Source organism: Paenibacillus marinisediminis, from assembly GCF_054343325.1.
In genome coordinates, this window is record NZ_JBTGUH010000005.1 from 310,246 (window position 1) to 324,890 (window position 14,645).

The following is a 14,645-nucleotide window of genomic DNA, read 5'->3' on the forward strand; positions in this document are numbered from 1 at the left end:
TACGCTTACACTTGTTTAAATTCGATCCAGTCGATCTGCATGCCCGGTTTGACAAAATCAAGCTTTAATTCATAAGAGCCTGCTTCCAGTTCGACTTTCACTTGCTTCAGCTTGATCCATCTGCCTTCTGTCCCATTGGTCTGAACGGTCATCATCGACTGATCGTTTAAGGTCACATGACATGCGCTCTGAGCCAACTCGGTATCTGGAGACATAACATGGGCAAAAATCCGATATACCCCAGCCTGTTCTACTTTCATCCAGGTCGATCTAGTTGCGGAAACTTTAACCTGTGCATGATCGGATAATGCTTGCGCTTGCTCCGCTGCAGGAGATGGATTCGCTTTGAAAGTATGGACTGTTTCTTCAATCACTTGTTTTCTAGAGAACACCGGTGCGTGCATCAAGAACTCACAAATATTCATGGCACAACGCTGCAGCTCTCCTCGGGTTAAGGAGCCATTTTCTAGGGACTCAATGGTATTGTCTCCCCAAGCATTGGTCTCCGCACCATAGTTGCTCACAACCATATAAAGATCGTTTTGTGCACGGACCATATAGTTCGTATATTTCCGATCCGCAGAGCCTCCATGAACAACATCATTCATGATAGCCCACCAATCCGTCATCACGATGCCTTTGAAGCCCCATTCTCCACGAAGAATTGTAGTGTTCATATCATAATTAGAAGCCGCCCAATGCCCGTTGATAGGATTATAGGAGGTCATAATCGAATTCGCGCCGCCCTGTTTTACCGCGATTTCAAAGCCTTTCAGATAAATCTCCCGCAGAGCGCGCTCAGACACGACGGCATTTACCTTGCTGCGATGTTTTTCCTGGTTATTGCATGCAAAATGCTTCAACGTACCATTCGAGCCGCCTTTCATAATGCCGCTAACGCATGCTGCAGCAAACTTTCCTGAAATCAGCGGATCTTCCGAAAAATATTCAAAGTTGCGTCCATTCAGCGGACTGCGCCGAATATTCATGCCGGGGCCAAGCAAAGCGTCAATGTTGTAGCTTAATAATTCCTGGCCTTCCATGACATAAAGTTCTTCGACCAATTCGGTGTTCCAGGTTGCGGCAAGCAAGGTTCCAATAGCAACCTGAGTCGCCTGCTGCCCGCTATCCATCCGAATTCCGGATGGTCCATCAGCCGTACAAGCAATCGGAATTCCGTAACTTAATAACGGATCACTTACACCCCCGAAAGCCGAAGCCGTACCTGATGTAACCAACGTACTACACATGCCTTCTCCTCTGACAATCGCTGCTAGATCCTGATCGCTGAGCTGAGCAATAAAGGCCTCCATGCTTACTTTCCCGTCATATACATCTCTTAGCTTATACCCCTGATTACCGGTTTGCTCCAAGGTTCTTGGCAGATTGTTCTCGATTCGTTCCGCAAGCGAAATCTTCCGTGTCGGCACCTCTTCAAAGGTCAATTCGTATGTACCGTCTTCCTTCCGGTCACCCGGTTTCATTCGCGTAAAGCTTTCCGTTGGCGCCATTGCCTCTTGCAACTGCTCCACGACTTGAAGAGTTTCCACGACGTAACCTTCTTGTCCCTCAACGCCGATCTGCACTGAATTCTTGACACTGTTCCCCACAAATAGTCGATACGTTCCGGCTTCCAAGACATAAGCGTAAGGATGCCCTGTCACACCAGCGTCATCATAGGAGGCTAAGGATCGAACAGGGATACTCACGGTAAGATGCTGCGATTCACCCGTCTGAAGTTCTGTGGTCTTCACGAATGCTGCTAGAGCTTTAGCTGGTCGGCCCAGCTTTCCTTGCGGTGCTTCATAATAAACTTGAACGACCTCTTTGCCTGCAAAGTCGGTTCCGATATTTTGCACGGTCACGCCGATTTCAACGTATGGTTCTCCTTCTTTAACAGTCAGTTTAGCTTCGTCAGGTTCTATTCTAAATTGGGTATAAGATAGACCATAACCGAATTCAAACTGGACCTTTTCCCGTCGAAACGTTTCGAAAAAACGGTAGCCCAAATAGATATCTTCCTCATAAACGCTTCTTAGCTCATTTCCATAATTGCGAGTCGAAGGATAATCGTTGATCGAATATGCGATTGTATCTGTTAATTTTCCACTCGGTGTCACATCCCCAACCAATACATCTGCAATGGCATTGCCGCCTTCCATTCCACCATGCCAAGCATAGATAACACCTCGGATCGGATGCACATAGCTTTCATCGTTCAGCCAGCTCATATCCATAATATTCGATACATTCAGTACGACGACAGTTTGTTCAAAATAGGTAGTTACCTGCTTCAGCATTGCTTTTTCGTCTGCTGTTAACTGGTAGCTTCCCGGCTCATTGGCATTATCCTTATCTTCTCCCGCCGTACGCCCGATCACAATAATCGCTTTGTCGGACCTGTTTCTTGCTTCCGACACCAGTTCATCGGTCAGAGGCATTTCCTTCTGATGCCACGGCTCAGCTGCCCAGCCGCCTCCGCCATTATCAAATGGATTCTGCTCAATCCATTTCTCATATACCGCTGCTAGCTTCTCGTTGACTGTAATATTCTGTTTACTCCGAAGACCGTCTAACAGATTCGTTGTATGGGTAACATGGACGCTGCCGCCTGATCCTGTACCACTGCGATAATAATTAATCTGAGTTCTGCCGAAAATTGAAACGTTCTCACTCTTGCGAATGGGGAGAACATGACCTTCATTCTTTAACAGCACGGCACCTTCTGCGGCAACTTTCCTACTAAATTCAGCAAAACCTTCTAATGGAGCTCCGATTTTTTGTGTGCTCAATTGATTCCCTCCGGATGGTTAGTTCAATTCATCTTCTAGTTACCTATCATTGGTATCTAGCTTCATAGTACCAAATCTATAGAAAATATAAACATAAAAAATGCACCCCCTATATATTCATCGGTTACTAACACCATGAGTGTTTATCCAATGTCTACTATAGGGGGTGCACTGTATCTTATTATTGCCGTTACTTTTGGTGGCCTTTGCCTGGATTTTCTTTTTCGTATTCGAAGGTCACTTTCACAGGCTCGCTCATATCACTTGTGGATAGATACGCTTCATTGATTCCTTTCAAGTTACCCGTCACCTTGAAGGTGAATTGAAAGCTTCCCGACTCTGTAGTCTTCGCCCGAGCTTCGAGATGAACCTTGCCCTTCGAATTAATCACCTTCAACTTTACATCTGCAAGGTTGCCATTCATCACGAATCCATCAATCGTTACTTTTTTCGCCGCTTCGTCAACCGTTACTTGTACGCCGTCAATAACCTGCACGTCCACAGCTTCTGAGAGATTATATACACCAAATTCGTAGAAGGAATATCCGTAATCTGTAGCTCTTTTAACACCTTGGAATTTGATGTATCTCGCCTTGATTGGATTGAACTGAACTGTTTCCTTGCCATCATGTGCTTTAATGATTCCGTCATTCGCCATCACATTGGTCCAGGTCTGCTTATCATTAGACACAAGGATCTTGTATTGGTCAGCGCGAGCATACTCCCAATCGATTCGAACCGTATCTACCATCTGCGCTTCACCGAGATCGACCTGGAACCAAGTATCGTTCACATAATCACTCGCCCATCTGGAAGCAGGGAATCCATCGACGGCTTTTGCAGGTGCATAATTCGGATTGCCGCCTTCAGTCGAAGATGCTTCTACCGCTTTACCTTGCGCCATATTGCCGATGAGGTAATAGATATTATCCTTCAGCGTATTGTACGCCTCATCTTTAATAGTGCCCGCTATCTTCAATTCATCCAGCTTTGCGTTAAAGGCTCTTAGATATTTGTTGACTTGCGCCGCATCTTTCCCTTCGTAGCGCTGCATCATATCCAAATAAGTGTTCAAAGAACGCACCGCTTCGGCACTCGTGAACTGCTGGGCCTTATCAAAGCGATCCACTAACATCTTCATACCGGATGCATTCGTAGTTGCTTCGATTACGTAAGATATTTTCTGCGATTTGCCCGATGTTGCCGTGATGACCAGCTCATGCTTACCCAGCTTGCCAGCCAGAGGAATGACTGTCCCTGCGGTATAAGGCTTTCCATCATAAGTAGCCGTTACTTTCGTAATTCCATCGTCCTCTTTTAATTTCCATGTAAACTGAATGGATTCCGTGTCCGGCAGGGTGATTCCAGATTGGAACGGTAGACCGTTCATTTGCACTTCCACTTCTGGAGGAGCACCATTGTTGACTTGGTACGTTCCGTTTACATACTGATACAACCAATCATATAGAATGCGGTTGGCAGGATCTGTGCTTACCGCACTATCATACACCGCATCATTTCCTTGATAATAAGCATTGAAGCCATTGGTCATGAGACCTGTCTCCACGCCGCTGTTCAGATAATCGATATACCGTTCACGGTACACGCTATCTGTCAGCATACGATCATCGAACTCAAACTCATTGGTCATGCCATATCGTTTTGCGATGTTCGCAGCGTCTTTCAGACGGTCATAGTCCATCGGCTCGAAGAAATAGTTCGGTTGGAAAGCTACGGCATCAAATCCGACATCCTTCCACATGTAGCTCTTGTATGCCAAGAAGTGCGGGATCCAGAAAAACTTCATATTGTTATTGCCGGAAACATTCATGCTATGAACTTCATCGCTTACCGAACGAAGCAACTCCGGTCCTTCCGCACTTGTACTGATCTGCTCTTCCAGCCAGTACATGCCCACTAGCTCAAGATGGGAATAATTCGCTGCTTCCCACTTTTGCTTCACTTCGTTCAAATACCATTGAACCGCTTTTTCTCGATTTGCAAGCGCTTTCTCTTTTCCGACTGCTGAAGCGCGGAAATTTAAATTCTCACCATCAATGACTCCGAAATTCGTGATATACTCGCCTGGATCCGGAATCATCAGAACAACCTTTTCCTTTTGATTAGGCTGGCCTAACGCTGCTCCTACTTCCTTCGTCGCTTCATTTAGCTGATACATATCGCCTGTTGGAGCAAAGGTTTTGTCCAGATACCATTTCCAGTCCTCCAGGTATGCATTTCCGCCAAAATCACGATTTGGTGTTGGTGGACTAATTCCGAGATACAGCACACCGTCAAAGAGCCAATCTACAGGTTTCCCTGTCTTATCGACATAACTAATGTTCGGAATGATCCGTTCCTTCGACCAATCTCCTTTACCATTCGGGTAATGTCCGTTATAGAGCAATCCGAGATGCTTAATCCCAGCTGTTGCCTCGCCCGGCTTCAAAAAGCCAACAGGATCAGCAGGAACCGTTACCGCTCCTTCCACTTTTCCGTCTGTACCTAAAATCTCTATTTCATCAATAAAAGTCATTGCTCTCGTGTGCATCGAAAAAGTTACTTTTACATAACGAGCATAGGCTATCTTCGCATCAGGGCCTGCGCTTGGAATTCCATCCTTGCTTCCATTCCACGCATAAGTCTCCTCGTATTGTCCATCTCTCCATAACGTCTGGATCGCGTTATGCGAGAGCAATCCCCAATTCTCCTTGTCGTCGGAGACGTACATGGAGACCGTCAGCGGCATAAGTACATTGTTGTTTGGCCAATCCTGCAGAAAATGAGCTTTAACACCCGAGATCGACTTGGCTTCGCCTAAATCGAATACGACTTCGCGCGTCATCTTCTTGTGATGTCCTACCCACGCTGGATCTGAGATATTCTTCGTCCCATACTTACCGTCGGTAAGCTTCGTACCATCATCTGGATACGCTGGTTCAGGGCCTTGCGACCATTCATAAGGAAGACCTTGAGCCAGATTATGAAGCTCTCCATACACGACTGGAACCACTCCTTCAGTCTCCGTAGCCGGAGCTTGCTCTTCTGTTTGTGCTGGCGGCAGCGCCTCTTCCGCATGCACCATCGGCACCATTGTCAACAACATGGATGTAATCATGATAATAGATAACCATCTTTTATTCCATTTCATTCATGCTAGCTCCCTTCTTGTTCTTGAGTAAAGAAACATCATCAAACTTTTAACCATACCTATTTCATTTCAAGCTGAGTTAGATGCTCTTTCCTCCTTCCCTTCTGTTCGTGATCCTATCACGATATTGAGAAGCATAAGCAATGGCCTACTGTAACAGTAAGAAACTTAAACCCTATTTCAAATAGATAAATCATTACCTTTCATATACATTTCTTTACCTTTTACTTATACATATCTTCAGTGTTTAACCAATCCTCCGAACCTACTAAGACCATAAGACTAGGCTGTCGACAAGATGTCCATCTTTTAGAGTAGCCCTATGAGTCGTAGGTAACTATTGTAAGAATGGTCGCCAACTCAATGACCTATGCCTTTAAACATTCATCGCAAATGCACAAAAGACACCACTGAGGTGTCTTTTTAATAATGGTCGAAACGAGAGTAGTTAGGTATTAAAATCTATCATTCCACCGGAATGCTTTCGATAGCTGTAAAAAATACATCAAGAAGGTCTCGATCAAACTTTGCTTTCACGTAGTCGGATATACGGTCAAGCTCTTCCTTGCTGTCATACTCTAGGCATGCACGCCCTTCGCACCAAAGTACTGTACATTGAAATTCCTGTCTCAGGTGCTCAATAACATAATCCTGCTCAACGGACTCACGGATGGCTGTCAACGGTCTCACGCCCCTTCTACATATGAATATCCTCACAATAGTTGTTATCCTTATTATTCAAAATTTAGATTTATGTTTTCGAGGACATTTGTCACATATGTGAAAATGAGAGGGACGATGATCGAGTTGAACTTACTTAGTAATAACAACGTTAAACGTGAATGGGTTCGTTGGCACCTTGCTGCCACCCTTAGGCTCGATACTGACGGCAAAATTCTTAACCGTCTGCGGCAGTCTGCCATTGAAATATAAGTAGGCCTTTCCCTGGTTATATCGAAGCAGTCCAATATTGGTCTGATTGTTCTTGGTTACAGCCCACATCTGATAATCATGCACTTGAGAAGGCGCTAATCCATCAAATAAGAACAACAATTCATGGGACTTGCCCTTGATCCAAGCGTAGCCGTCCATATTGAGCTGTGGAAGTCGTTCGATCCGATAGATGATAGTCTGCGGATCCCCTATCAATGAGCTTCCTTCAATATTGTTCATTTCTTGCGTCCACTGTGGCGGTTGAACCTCCTGAATCACATCATTCGCTTCAAATGAAGCGACGATCAAGAACAACACTAAACAAGCGGCAATCGATACGGTGGTAATCGGACGTTTCATCACGTACACCAGTTTGTTAAGCAATACCTGAAACATCAATTTTCTCTTAATACGTTTAGAAGGCATCATAAGGGATTCCTGTTGCTGCAGCTGTGGATCATCATGAAGCGCAGCTTGAGTCCCGGTTAAGGTTTGCTGCCACATGAGTAAGCCTTGCTTGCAGGAATGACAGGTTTGCAGGTGATGAGTCAATTGATCGCGTTTATGCTCAGGAAGCTTGACCAGCACATAATCGATCAGATCTTCTTCTTTCCAGTTGCATGTTGTGTTATTCATTACGCATCACCTTCTTCTTGGGATCCCCCCAACCCAAACTAGACATCTGTTTATGTAAATTATGAAGACCGTATCGCACGAGCGATTTAACTGTACCTAATGGAATATGCAGCTCAGTCGATAGCTCCTGCTGGGTGCGTGAACCCAGGTACATTTCAGTAACGACTTCGCTCTGTTTACTAGGAATGAGCTGAAGCGCTTCTCGGAGCGCCTCGACTTGCAGCTTAGCCATGACCGAGTCTTCAACGTCAGGTGTAGATGACCTACAGCTTATTGCAGATTCAACTGCTTCCGATAGCTCCCCTGTTGCGTTTCGCTGCCTTTTTCTCAAGCTGTCAATGCAACGGCTTCGCGTCATAATGGCGATCCACGCTTCCAGACTGCCTCTCGAGGCATTATACTGGTCTGCTTTTTTTATGATTTCAAGAAATACATCCTGACAGACGTCTTCCGCTTCCATCCTGTCTCCCATAATACGCAAGGCGATTTGCATGATAAATGGAGAATACTTCTGATAGAATCGGTCAAATGCGTCTATGGATCCGTTCTTTATTTCTTGCAATAGCTCTGCCATACTGCGGTCTAAATCTGACACATACTCTCACCCCAATCATAGATGTCTAAACCATATGTATCAAATATTTCGCAACGTGTGAATACCAGCCTTGATTATTTAACTCGATTTAAGCTTGTTTTAAGGTTGTTTTAAGCTAATTTTTATGTAAAATGATAAATCCAAACGGCACTCCCTGGGCGTACTTAGAGTGTATAACTTTCATCCAAGGAGGTCTATGATTCTATGTTACATGCTAGTAAAAAACGAGTTGCATCGCTGCTCATCTTTATTCTGACATTTGGAATATTGAGCATGAGCCCAGGAATGGGCAGTACCGCATACGCTGCAGGAGGAGTATCGCTATATACCACGTATACAAGCCTCACGGCACCGCCTGGAGAGGAGATCAGTTATTCAATCGATGTCATCAATAACACCGATGAGATCCAGAATGTAGGGCTAAGTGTCGATACAGGAGCTAGTAAATGGAGTTATGAATTATCCTCCGGCGGCCATCAGATTCAACAAATCGCGGTTAAGCCGCATGAATCGCAGACTCTGAACCTGCAGCTAAATGTTCCTCTTGAGGTGAGTAAAGGGGATTATACATTTTCCGTGAAGGCCAGCACAGGATATACGCTTCAGTTAAAAGTTAAAGTTTCCGAACAAGGTACCTATAAAACGGAGCTTACTTCCGAACAGCCGAACATACAGGGCCATGCTGAAACCACATTCAACTTCAGTGCAACCTTGCGGAATCGCACAGCTGAAAAGCAGCTCTATTCTTTGCGCGCGAATGCCCCTGCAGGCTGGGATGTTAAATTCTCGGTTGCAGGAAGCGATGTAGCATCCGTCAATGTTGAGCCGAATGCTACGGAGGAAATTAGTATAACAGCCGTTCCTCCTAAACAGGTACAAGCAGATACGTATAAGATTCCGATCCAAGCGGTAACCAATTCCACGTCGGCAGAAACAGAGCTTGAAGCTGTTATTACCGGCACATACGGCATTAAACTAAGCACACCTAATGATCTGCTCAGTACTTCCGTCACATCCGGTTCTTCTAAGAATTTGGATCTGGTCGTGACCAATACAGGAACCAGTACATTGAAGGATATTCAGATGAGCTCAGCAGCACCGGTTGATTGGGAAGTGACGTTCGAGCCTAAAACCATTGCGAGCCTGGATCCTGGTCAGACAGCAAGTGTGCAGGCCACAATCAAAGCAGATAAGAAAGCGATTGCAGGCGACTATGTCGTAAACATGACGGCGCAGAGCGTAGAGAAGTCTGCAGATGCTCAATTCCGAGTAGCCGTGAAAACCTCCATGCTATGGGGCTGGCTCGGCGTACTGATCATCTTAGCCGTCGCGGGAGGAGTATATTATCTTTTCCGTACCTATGGGAGGAGATAAACCGTGGAACAATCGATTATCGAACTAAGAGACTTAACGAAGCAATATGATAACCATACGGCAGTTGATCATCTTGACTTATCGATTCAGACAGGTGAAATATATGGACTGTTAGGCCCTAACGGTGCGGGAAAATCGACAACGATTCTGATGATGCTCGGGCTGACCGAACCAACCTCCGGTTCTGTACGTGTCTGCGGATTTGATTCAACCAGACAGCCGCTTGAGGTGAAGAGCCGCGTTGGCTATATGCCAGACGACGTGGGTTTCTACGAGGATCGCACGCCGCTTGAGAACTTGATATATACAGCAAGATTGAATCGTATTCCTCTTAAGCAAGCGCGAGAACGGGCCGAGCAGCTCATCGAGCGCGTGGGGCTATCAGAGGCGATCTCGAAAAAGGTAGGTACCTTCTCACGCGGTATGAGACAACGGCTGGGACTGGCAGATGTACTGATCAAGCAGCCGGAAGTGATCATCCTCGACGAACCTACGCTTGGCATTGACCCCGTAGGGGTTCGAGATCTGCTTCATCTAATCAAACAATTACGAGATGATGAAGGCATTACGATTGTACTCTGTTCGCATCATCTGCATCAGGTGCAGCAAATTTGCGATCGTGTCGGCTTGTTCGTCAAGGGACAGCTATTAGCAGAAGGTGACGTAGCCAGCTTATCCAGAGAGTTATTTGCAGGAGAACCGGTGCGTGTCAAAGTAAAGGCTGATCCGATCACAGCAGAATTAATTGAGTCCCTCTATAAAGTTGACGGAGTCATCAATGTTGAACTACAAGAAGGTTGGCTTGATATTGATTGTTATAGCAATCTAGCAGGTGTGATCTCTCAATTGATCGTACAATCTGGAGCTATGTTGTCTCATATCAGTACCAAAGAGTATGGACTGGATGAAATCTATCACCGCTATTTTGAAGGAGGTGATCCTGATGAACCAATTGCTATCCAAGGCAAAGCCAAAGCTAAACCACAAGCTCAAGTTTCACCGGAAGCCGCGAACAGAACGTGATGCTGTTCCTCATCCATTTTGGATCATGGTGCAAAAAGAGATGACCGATCATATCCGCAGCTGGCGGTATATCGTTCTGTTGGCATTAATTGCTCTGACTTGTATCGGCTCCATATATTCGGCGATAACAGCACTAAAGAGCGGTGCGGCAACTGAAGGCGCGAATACGAACTTTTTATTCTTAAAAATATTTACAGCATCGGACGGAACGCTCCCTTCTTTTGTTACCTTTGTGAGCTTCCTGGGACCATTGATCGGTATTGTACTTGGCTTTGATGCCGTTAACTCAGAACGGAACAAAGGTACATTAAGCCGCGTTATGTCTCAGCCGATCCATCGCGACTATTTTATTAATGCTAAATTTGTTGCAGCGCTGATTATGATCGCGATCATCTTCTTTACGTTAGGATTTCTCGTTATGGGATTCGGGATGATCACGATTGGGTATCCACCGACACTGGAAGAGTTTTTGCGGGTTATCATCTATCTGATCATGACGGTCTTCTACGTTGGATTCTGGTTGAATCTATCGATTCTATTCTCGGTCTGGTTCCGTCAGGCGGCTACATCAGCGCTTTTGTCTATTTCCGTCTGGCTGTTCTTTACCGTTTTCTTTGGACTAATTCTCAATCTAGTAGCCGGTTTGATCGCGCCTACTGATGCTTCCAATGTCAATCAGATTCTGAGCTATCAAAGTACAGTACAGAATATAGCGCGAATATCACCAGCACAGCTGTTTGATGAAGCGACGATGACGCTGCTCATGCCAAATGTCCGTGCGCTCGGACCATTGACGATGCAGCAGCTAGTAGGTGCGATACCGGACAGTCCGCTGCCGCTTGGGCAAAGCATTCTGCTTGTCTGGCCGCAGTTGACCGCCTTGATTGCGGAGACGATGATTTGCTTTGGACTTTCTTATGCCTTATTCATGAAGCAAGAGATCCGTTCCCGCGCATAGGGGTTCGACTCCCTTACTTCGCCCATGCATGACAAAGGAGCTGTCCCGAAAGTAGATTTTTTCTACCTAAGGGACAAGCTCCTTTTTTATCAGCATCCAATCATATTCCAATTTCCCGCATTTTCTCCGTGACTATTTTCGTTCTGTCATCAAGAGCTATGCCGCTGAATTTCTGAAGCCGAATTTCGTTCACGATGTGACCATCGTGCATAAACATAATTCGCTCCGTCCGCGCCGCAATCTTTGCGTCGTGAGTGACAAGCATAACCGCCGTACCGTGCGCGTTGATTTCGGAAAAGATGTCCATAATCTCCTGTGCGGATTGTGAGTTGAGCGCGCCAGTCGGCTCATCACCAAAAATAATTTTCGGATTGCTCATAAGTGCGCGGCATATTCCTGCACGCTGAAGCTGTCCTCCCGAAACCTGTGTAATATCACGCTTTTCCAGCTCTGCAATGCCTACCTTTTTCATAAGCGTTCTTGCTCTCTCAGTAATCTTCGCAGCGTTTTTTCTGTTGTCGCGCATAGATGGAAGAATGATGTTGTCGAGGATATTCAGGTTTTTCAGCAAAGTAGGCTGCTGAAAAACAAATCCCATTTTAGTTCTACGAATATCGGAAAGCTCATTCTCTCCGACCGTCGATAGATCCTTACCGTCAAAAACGACCTTTCCGCCATCAACGCCATCCGTTCCGCTCAACGCAAACATCAGCGTCGATTTTCCTGAGCCCGAAGGTCCCATAACCGCAACGAATTCGCCCTCGTTTATTACAACAGACACCCCTCCGAGTACATTGCGCTTTTCATTGCCCTCGCCGAAGGATTTCACTATGTTTTCACCCATAATAATCTTCTTCATAAGCTACTCCTTTATATGCTCGGATATTTTGATTAGTCCCGCGCCAGATGTGCCGATATTGGTTGCAATAAGTACCGAGCATGCCATCATTAAGGGACACAGCAGATACGCCGAAACTGGATTGACTATAAACTGAAACGACGACGCTCCAAATGAGGAGATAACCGCGCCCGCAAGTACCTCTCCGAGTGTGTTTGCCAGAAGAGTGCCGAGAACTATGCCGATAATCAAAATGAATACCGAACGCGAAACATACTGCGCCTTAATATCCGAGTTAGTAAAACCGATCGCTTTCATTACGGCAATGGAATTTACATTCTTGGTGACAAGCATTTTCATAAACAACAGTGTAACCAGTATCGTTATCATCAGCGCAACGACAATTGCGGCAAAGGAGGCCTTCCCGACGGAGCTTATTGTCGATCCGAATGTCTGTTTAACATAGTTATCAATACCCGAAATCTTTGCATAGCCAAACTTGTCCACATATTCCGAAACCTTTTCACCAACAAGAGATTGATCCGAAAGTTCCGCACAGATAACGGACCATAGCATGTCCGAAGAACTATCGTTGAACATAGCCTTTGCGGTTTTGCCTCCGTTGGTAATGTCGGAATAAATCCCGCTTACTGTGAGATTTTTCTCCTTCCCATCAATCACCAGAGTAATGCCTTCACCGACCTTCTTGCTCAACTCATCTGCGTTCAAAGCTGAAAGCGCGATTTCGTCTTCTGCAGTGGGTGCTCTGCCTTGGGAATATTCGATAGGGAATGTCGAATGGTCGCCGAGCTCAATTTTTATATTTTGTTCCGGGCCGTCCTCCGTCTTTACTTTGAACGTTTTGGTTGTAAGCACGGCATACTGTGATATGGCACTGTCGCTTTTCATAGCCTTGACTATTTCATCGACTTTTTCAGATATGTTGTCGGTCTGCTGAATGTCAATGCGCATATCGTAGTTTCCTATGCCCATATATTTGATGAAGCCCTTCGAGGAGACCGTGTTGTACAGGTTCTGCGGAACAATAATGATAAATGCCGAAATCACAAGCACTGCAAGCATTGTAGCGTAAAGTCTTTTCCTTGCGAGAACATCCTTAATGCCGAGGAAAATATTCGTGCCAAACAGCCTATTTCCGCTCAGGGAAAAATGTTTTGCGCCTGCGGTTTTTTCTTGTGAAGTGCCAAAGCGTATGGCTTCTGCGGCAGATATTTTCCGGAAACGCCTCAGCACTCCATTTACATAGGCAATAATGGCGAGGAATACAAGCAATATGCCGATTATTCCTAAAGCCACGGCAATAGATGCATTATCGCTTTCACCCATATAAAGTCGTATATTTTCAAGAAGCAGGCCTTTAAATACGAACGAGAGTGCAAAACCGAGAACGCAGCCTGCCGCTGCAATAGCCGCGTATTTGGCAAGATAAATCTTCTTTATGTCGGAAATACGCAGCCCTATTGCATTCATAACGCCTATTTCTCGGTAGTCGTCTTCGATCTTCGCTAGGAGCGTAAAGCGTATGCACATAAATGCGATAGCTACGACAAGCACGCTAACAAGAAGGATTACCCCAATCATCATCCCGTCGGAAAGTGCGTTGATCATTTTAAATAGCGGATATGTAATCGTTGGTCCGTTCGCTTCAAGGCCTGCAGAGGCATAAGCAGTTTCGAATGCGCCGAGCGCCGACAAATCCTTTAATCTGAACTCAATCAGATACTCCGTACTCCCAAGGTCCTTAATTTCCGCATAATCATTTGCACTAACAAGAAATCTCTTGGAGGAGGAGAGCGTGGAATTCATCTGCGAATCGCGAAGAAATCCCGCAACGGTAAATTCCTTTCCGCTTATGACGGCCTTGTCGCCGACCTTTGTGGTGTTGTCCCTCATATAACATATTGGAACATATAGCTCACCATCGGATACGTTTATGATGTTTCCGTCAAGATCGAGAAGATAGTCGAATTTTTCACTCTGGATACTGAAACCGTTATCCTGAACATTATCCGTAAGCGAGTTATCGCCTAAGATAATCTGTGCGCCGTCAATATTAAGAAATTCTAGCACCTGAAATTCATCGACATTGCTGTTCTGATTTGCAAATTTCGTTAGTCGAGCAGTATCAATTTCACCCGTATGCATCTGCATAAAATGTGGAGTCTCCGCCCGCATCATAAGCGTATCTATCGCGCCCGAAAGATTGACGACGAGTATCGCTGCGAGAGAAACAAGCATCGCCGCGGCAGCAACAAATATCATGGTTATCAACGTGATCAGTTTGCTTTTGGATATATCATTTCGAATTATTCTGTAGTACATAG

General features: G+C 45.5%; 10 protein-coding genes. 3 read left to right on the forward strand and 7 right to left on the reverse strand.

Going from position 1 to position 14,645, the window contains the following annotated elements; translation table 11 throughout:
• Positions 1-5 precede the first annotated feature (5 nt).
• The 5 genes from ACXX53_RS14120 to ACXX53_RS14140 form a co-directional block, all read right to left on the reverse strand.
• The gene (locus tag ACXX53_RS14120) at positions 6-2,792 is read right to left on the reverse strand and encodes a glycoside hydrolase family 3 C-terminal domain-containing protein (RefSeq protein ID WP_458569288.1); all 2,787 of its coding nucleotides are present in this window, start codon (positions 2,790-2,792) and stop codon (positions 6-8) included.
• A gap of 190 nt (positions 2,793-2,982) precedes the next feature.
• Entirely contained in the window at positions 2,983-5,943 is a 2,961-nt protein-coding gene (locus ACXX53_RS14125) for a DUF4855 domain-containing protein (RefSeq protein ID WP_458569289.1), read from the reverse strand.
• 465 nt (positions 5,944-6,408) lie between these two features.
• Positions 6,409-6,633: a hypothetical protein gene (locus tag ACXX53_RS14130; protein ID WP_458569290.1), complete on the reverse strand. Its 225-nt coding sequence runs from the start codon at positions 6,631-6,633 to the stop codon at positions 6,409-6,411.
• Between the two features lie 123 nt (positions 6,634-6,756).
• Complete coding sequence (locus tag ACXX53_RS14135; protein WP_458569291.1) at positions 6,757-7,512, reverse strand: anti-sigma factor domain-containing protein; 756 nt, start codon at positions 7,510-7,512, stop codon at positions 6,757-6,759.
• Positions 7,505-8,086: an RNA polymerase sigma factor gene (locus tag ACXX53_RS14140; RefSeq protein ID WP_458569292.1), complete on the reverse strand. Its 582-nt coding sequence runs from the start codon at positions 8,084-8,086 to the stop codon at positions 7,505-7,507. Before ACXX53_RS14140 ends, ACXX53_RS14135 begins: the two co-directional genes overlap by 8 nt.
• A 225-nt stretch (positions 8,087-8,311) precedes the next feature.
• Here ACXX53_RS14140 and ACXX53_RS14145 point away from each other — a divergent pair, with 225 nt between their 5' ends.
• Genes ACXX53_RS14145 through ACXX53_RS14155 form a run of 3 tightly spaced genes read left to right on the forward strand, consistent with a single transcriptional unit; the run spans position 8,312 to position 11,462 of the window.
• Complete coding sequence (locus ACXX53_RS14145) at positions 8,312-9,481, forward strand: COG1470 family protein (protein ID WP_458569293.1); 1,170 nt, start codon at positions 8,312-8,314, stop codon at positions 9,479-9,481.
• A 3-nt stretch (positions 9,482-9,484) separates the two neighbouring features.
• Entirely contained in the window at positions 9,485-10,504 is a 1,020-nt protein-coding gene (locus tag ACXX53_RS14150; protein ID WP_458569294.1) for an ABC transporter ATP-binding protein, read from the forward strand.
• The gene (locus ACXX53_RS14155; RefSeq protein WP_458569295.1) at positions 10,425-11,462 is read left to right on the forward strand and encodes an ABC transporter permease; all 1,038 of its coding nucleotides are present in this window, start codon (positions 10,425-10,427) and stop codon (positions 11,460-11,462) included. The genes ACXX53_RS14150 and ACXX53_RS14155 overlap by 80 nt, the downstream gene beginning before the upstream one ends.
• A gap of 100 nt (positions 11,463-11,562) precedes the next feature.
• Here ACXX53_RS14155 and ACXX53_RS14160 read toward each other — a convergent pair whose 3' ends face one another.
• Positions 11,563-12,321, reverse strand: coding sequence for an ABC transporter ATP-binding protein (locus tag ACXX53_RS14160; RefSeq protein WP_458569296.1), 759 nt, complete (start codon positions 12,319-12,321; stop codon positions 11,563-11,565).
• A 3-nt stretch (positions 12,322-12,324) separates the two neighbouring features.
• Entirely contained in the window at positions 12,325-14,643 is a 2,319-nt protein-coding gene (locus ACXX53_RS14165; RefSeq protein ID WP_458569297.1) for an FtsX-like permease family protein, read from the reverse strand.
• Positions 14,644-14,645: the final 2 nt, after the last annotated feature.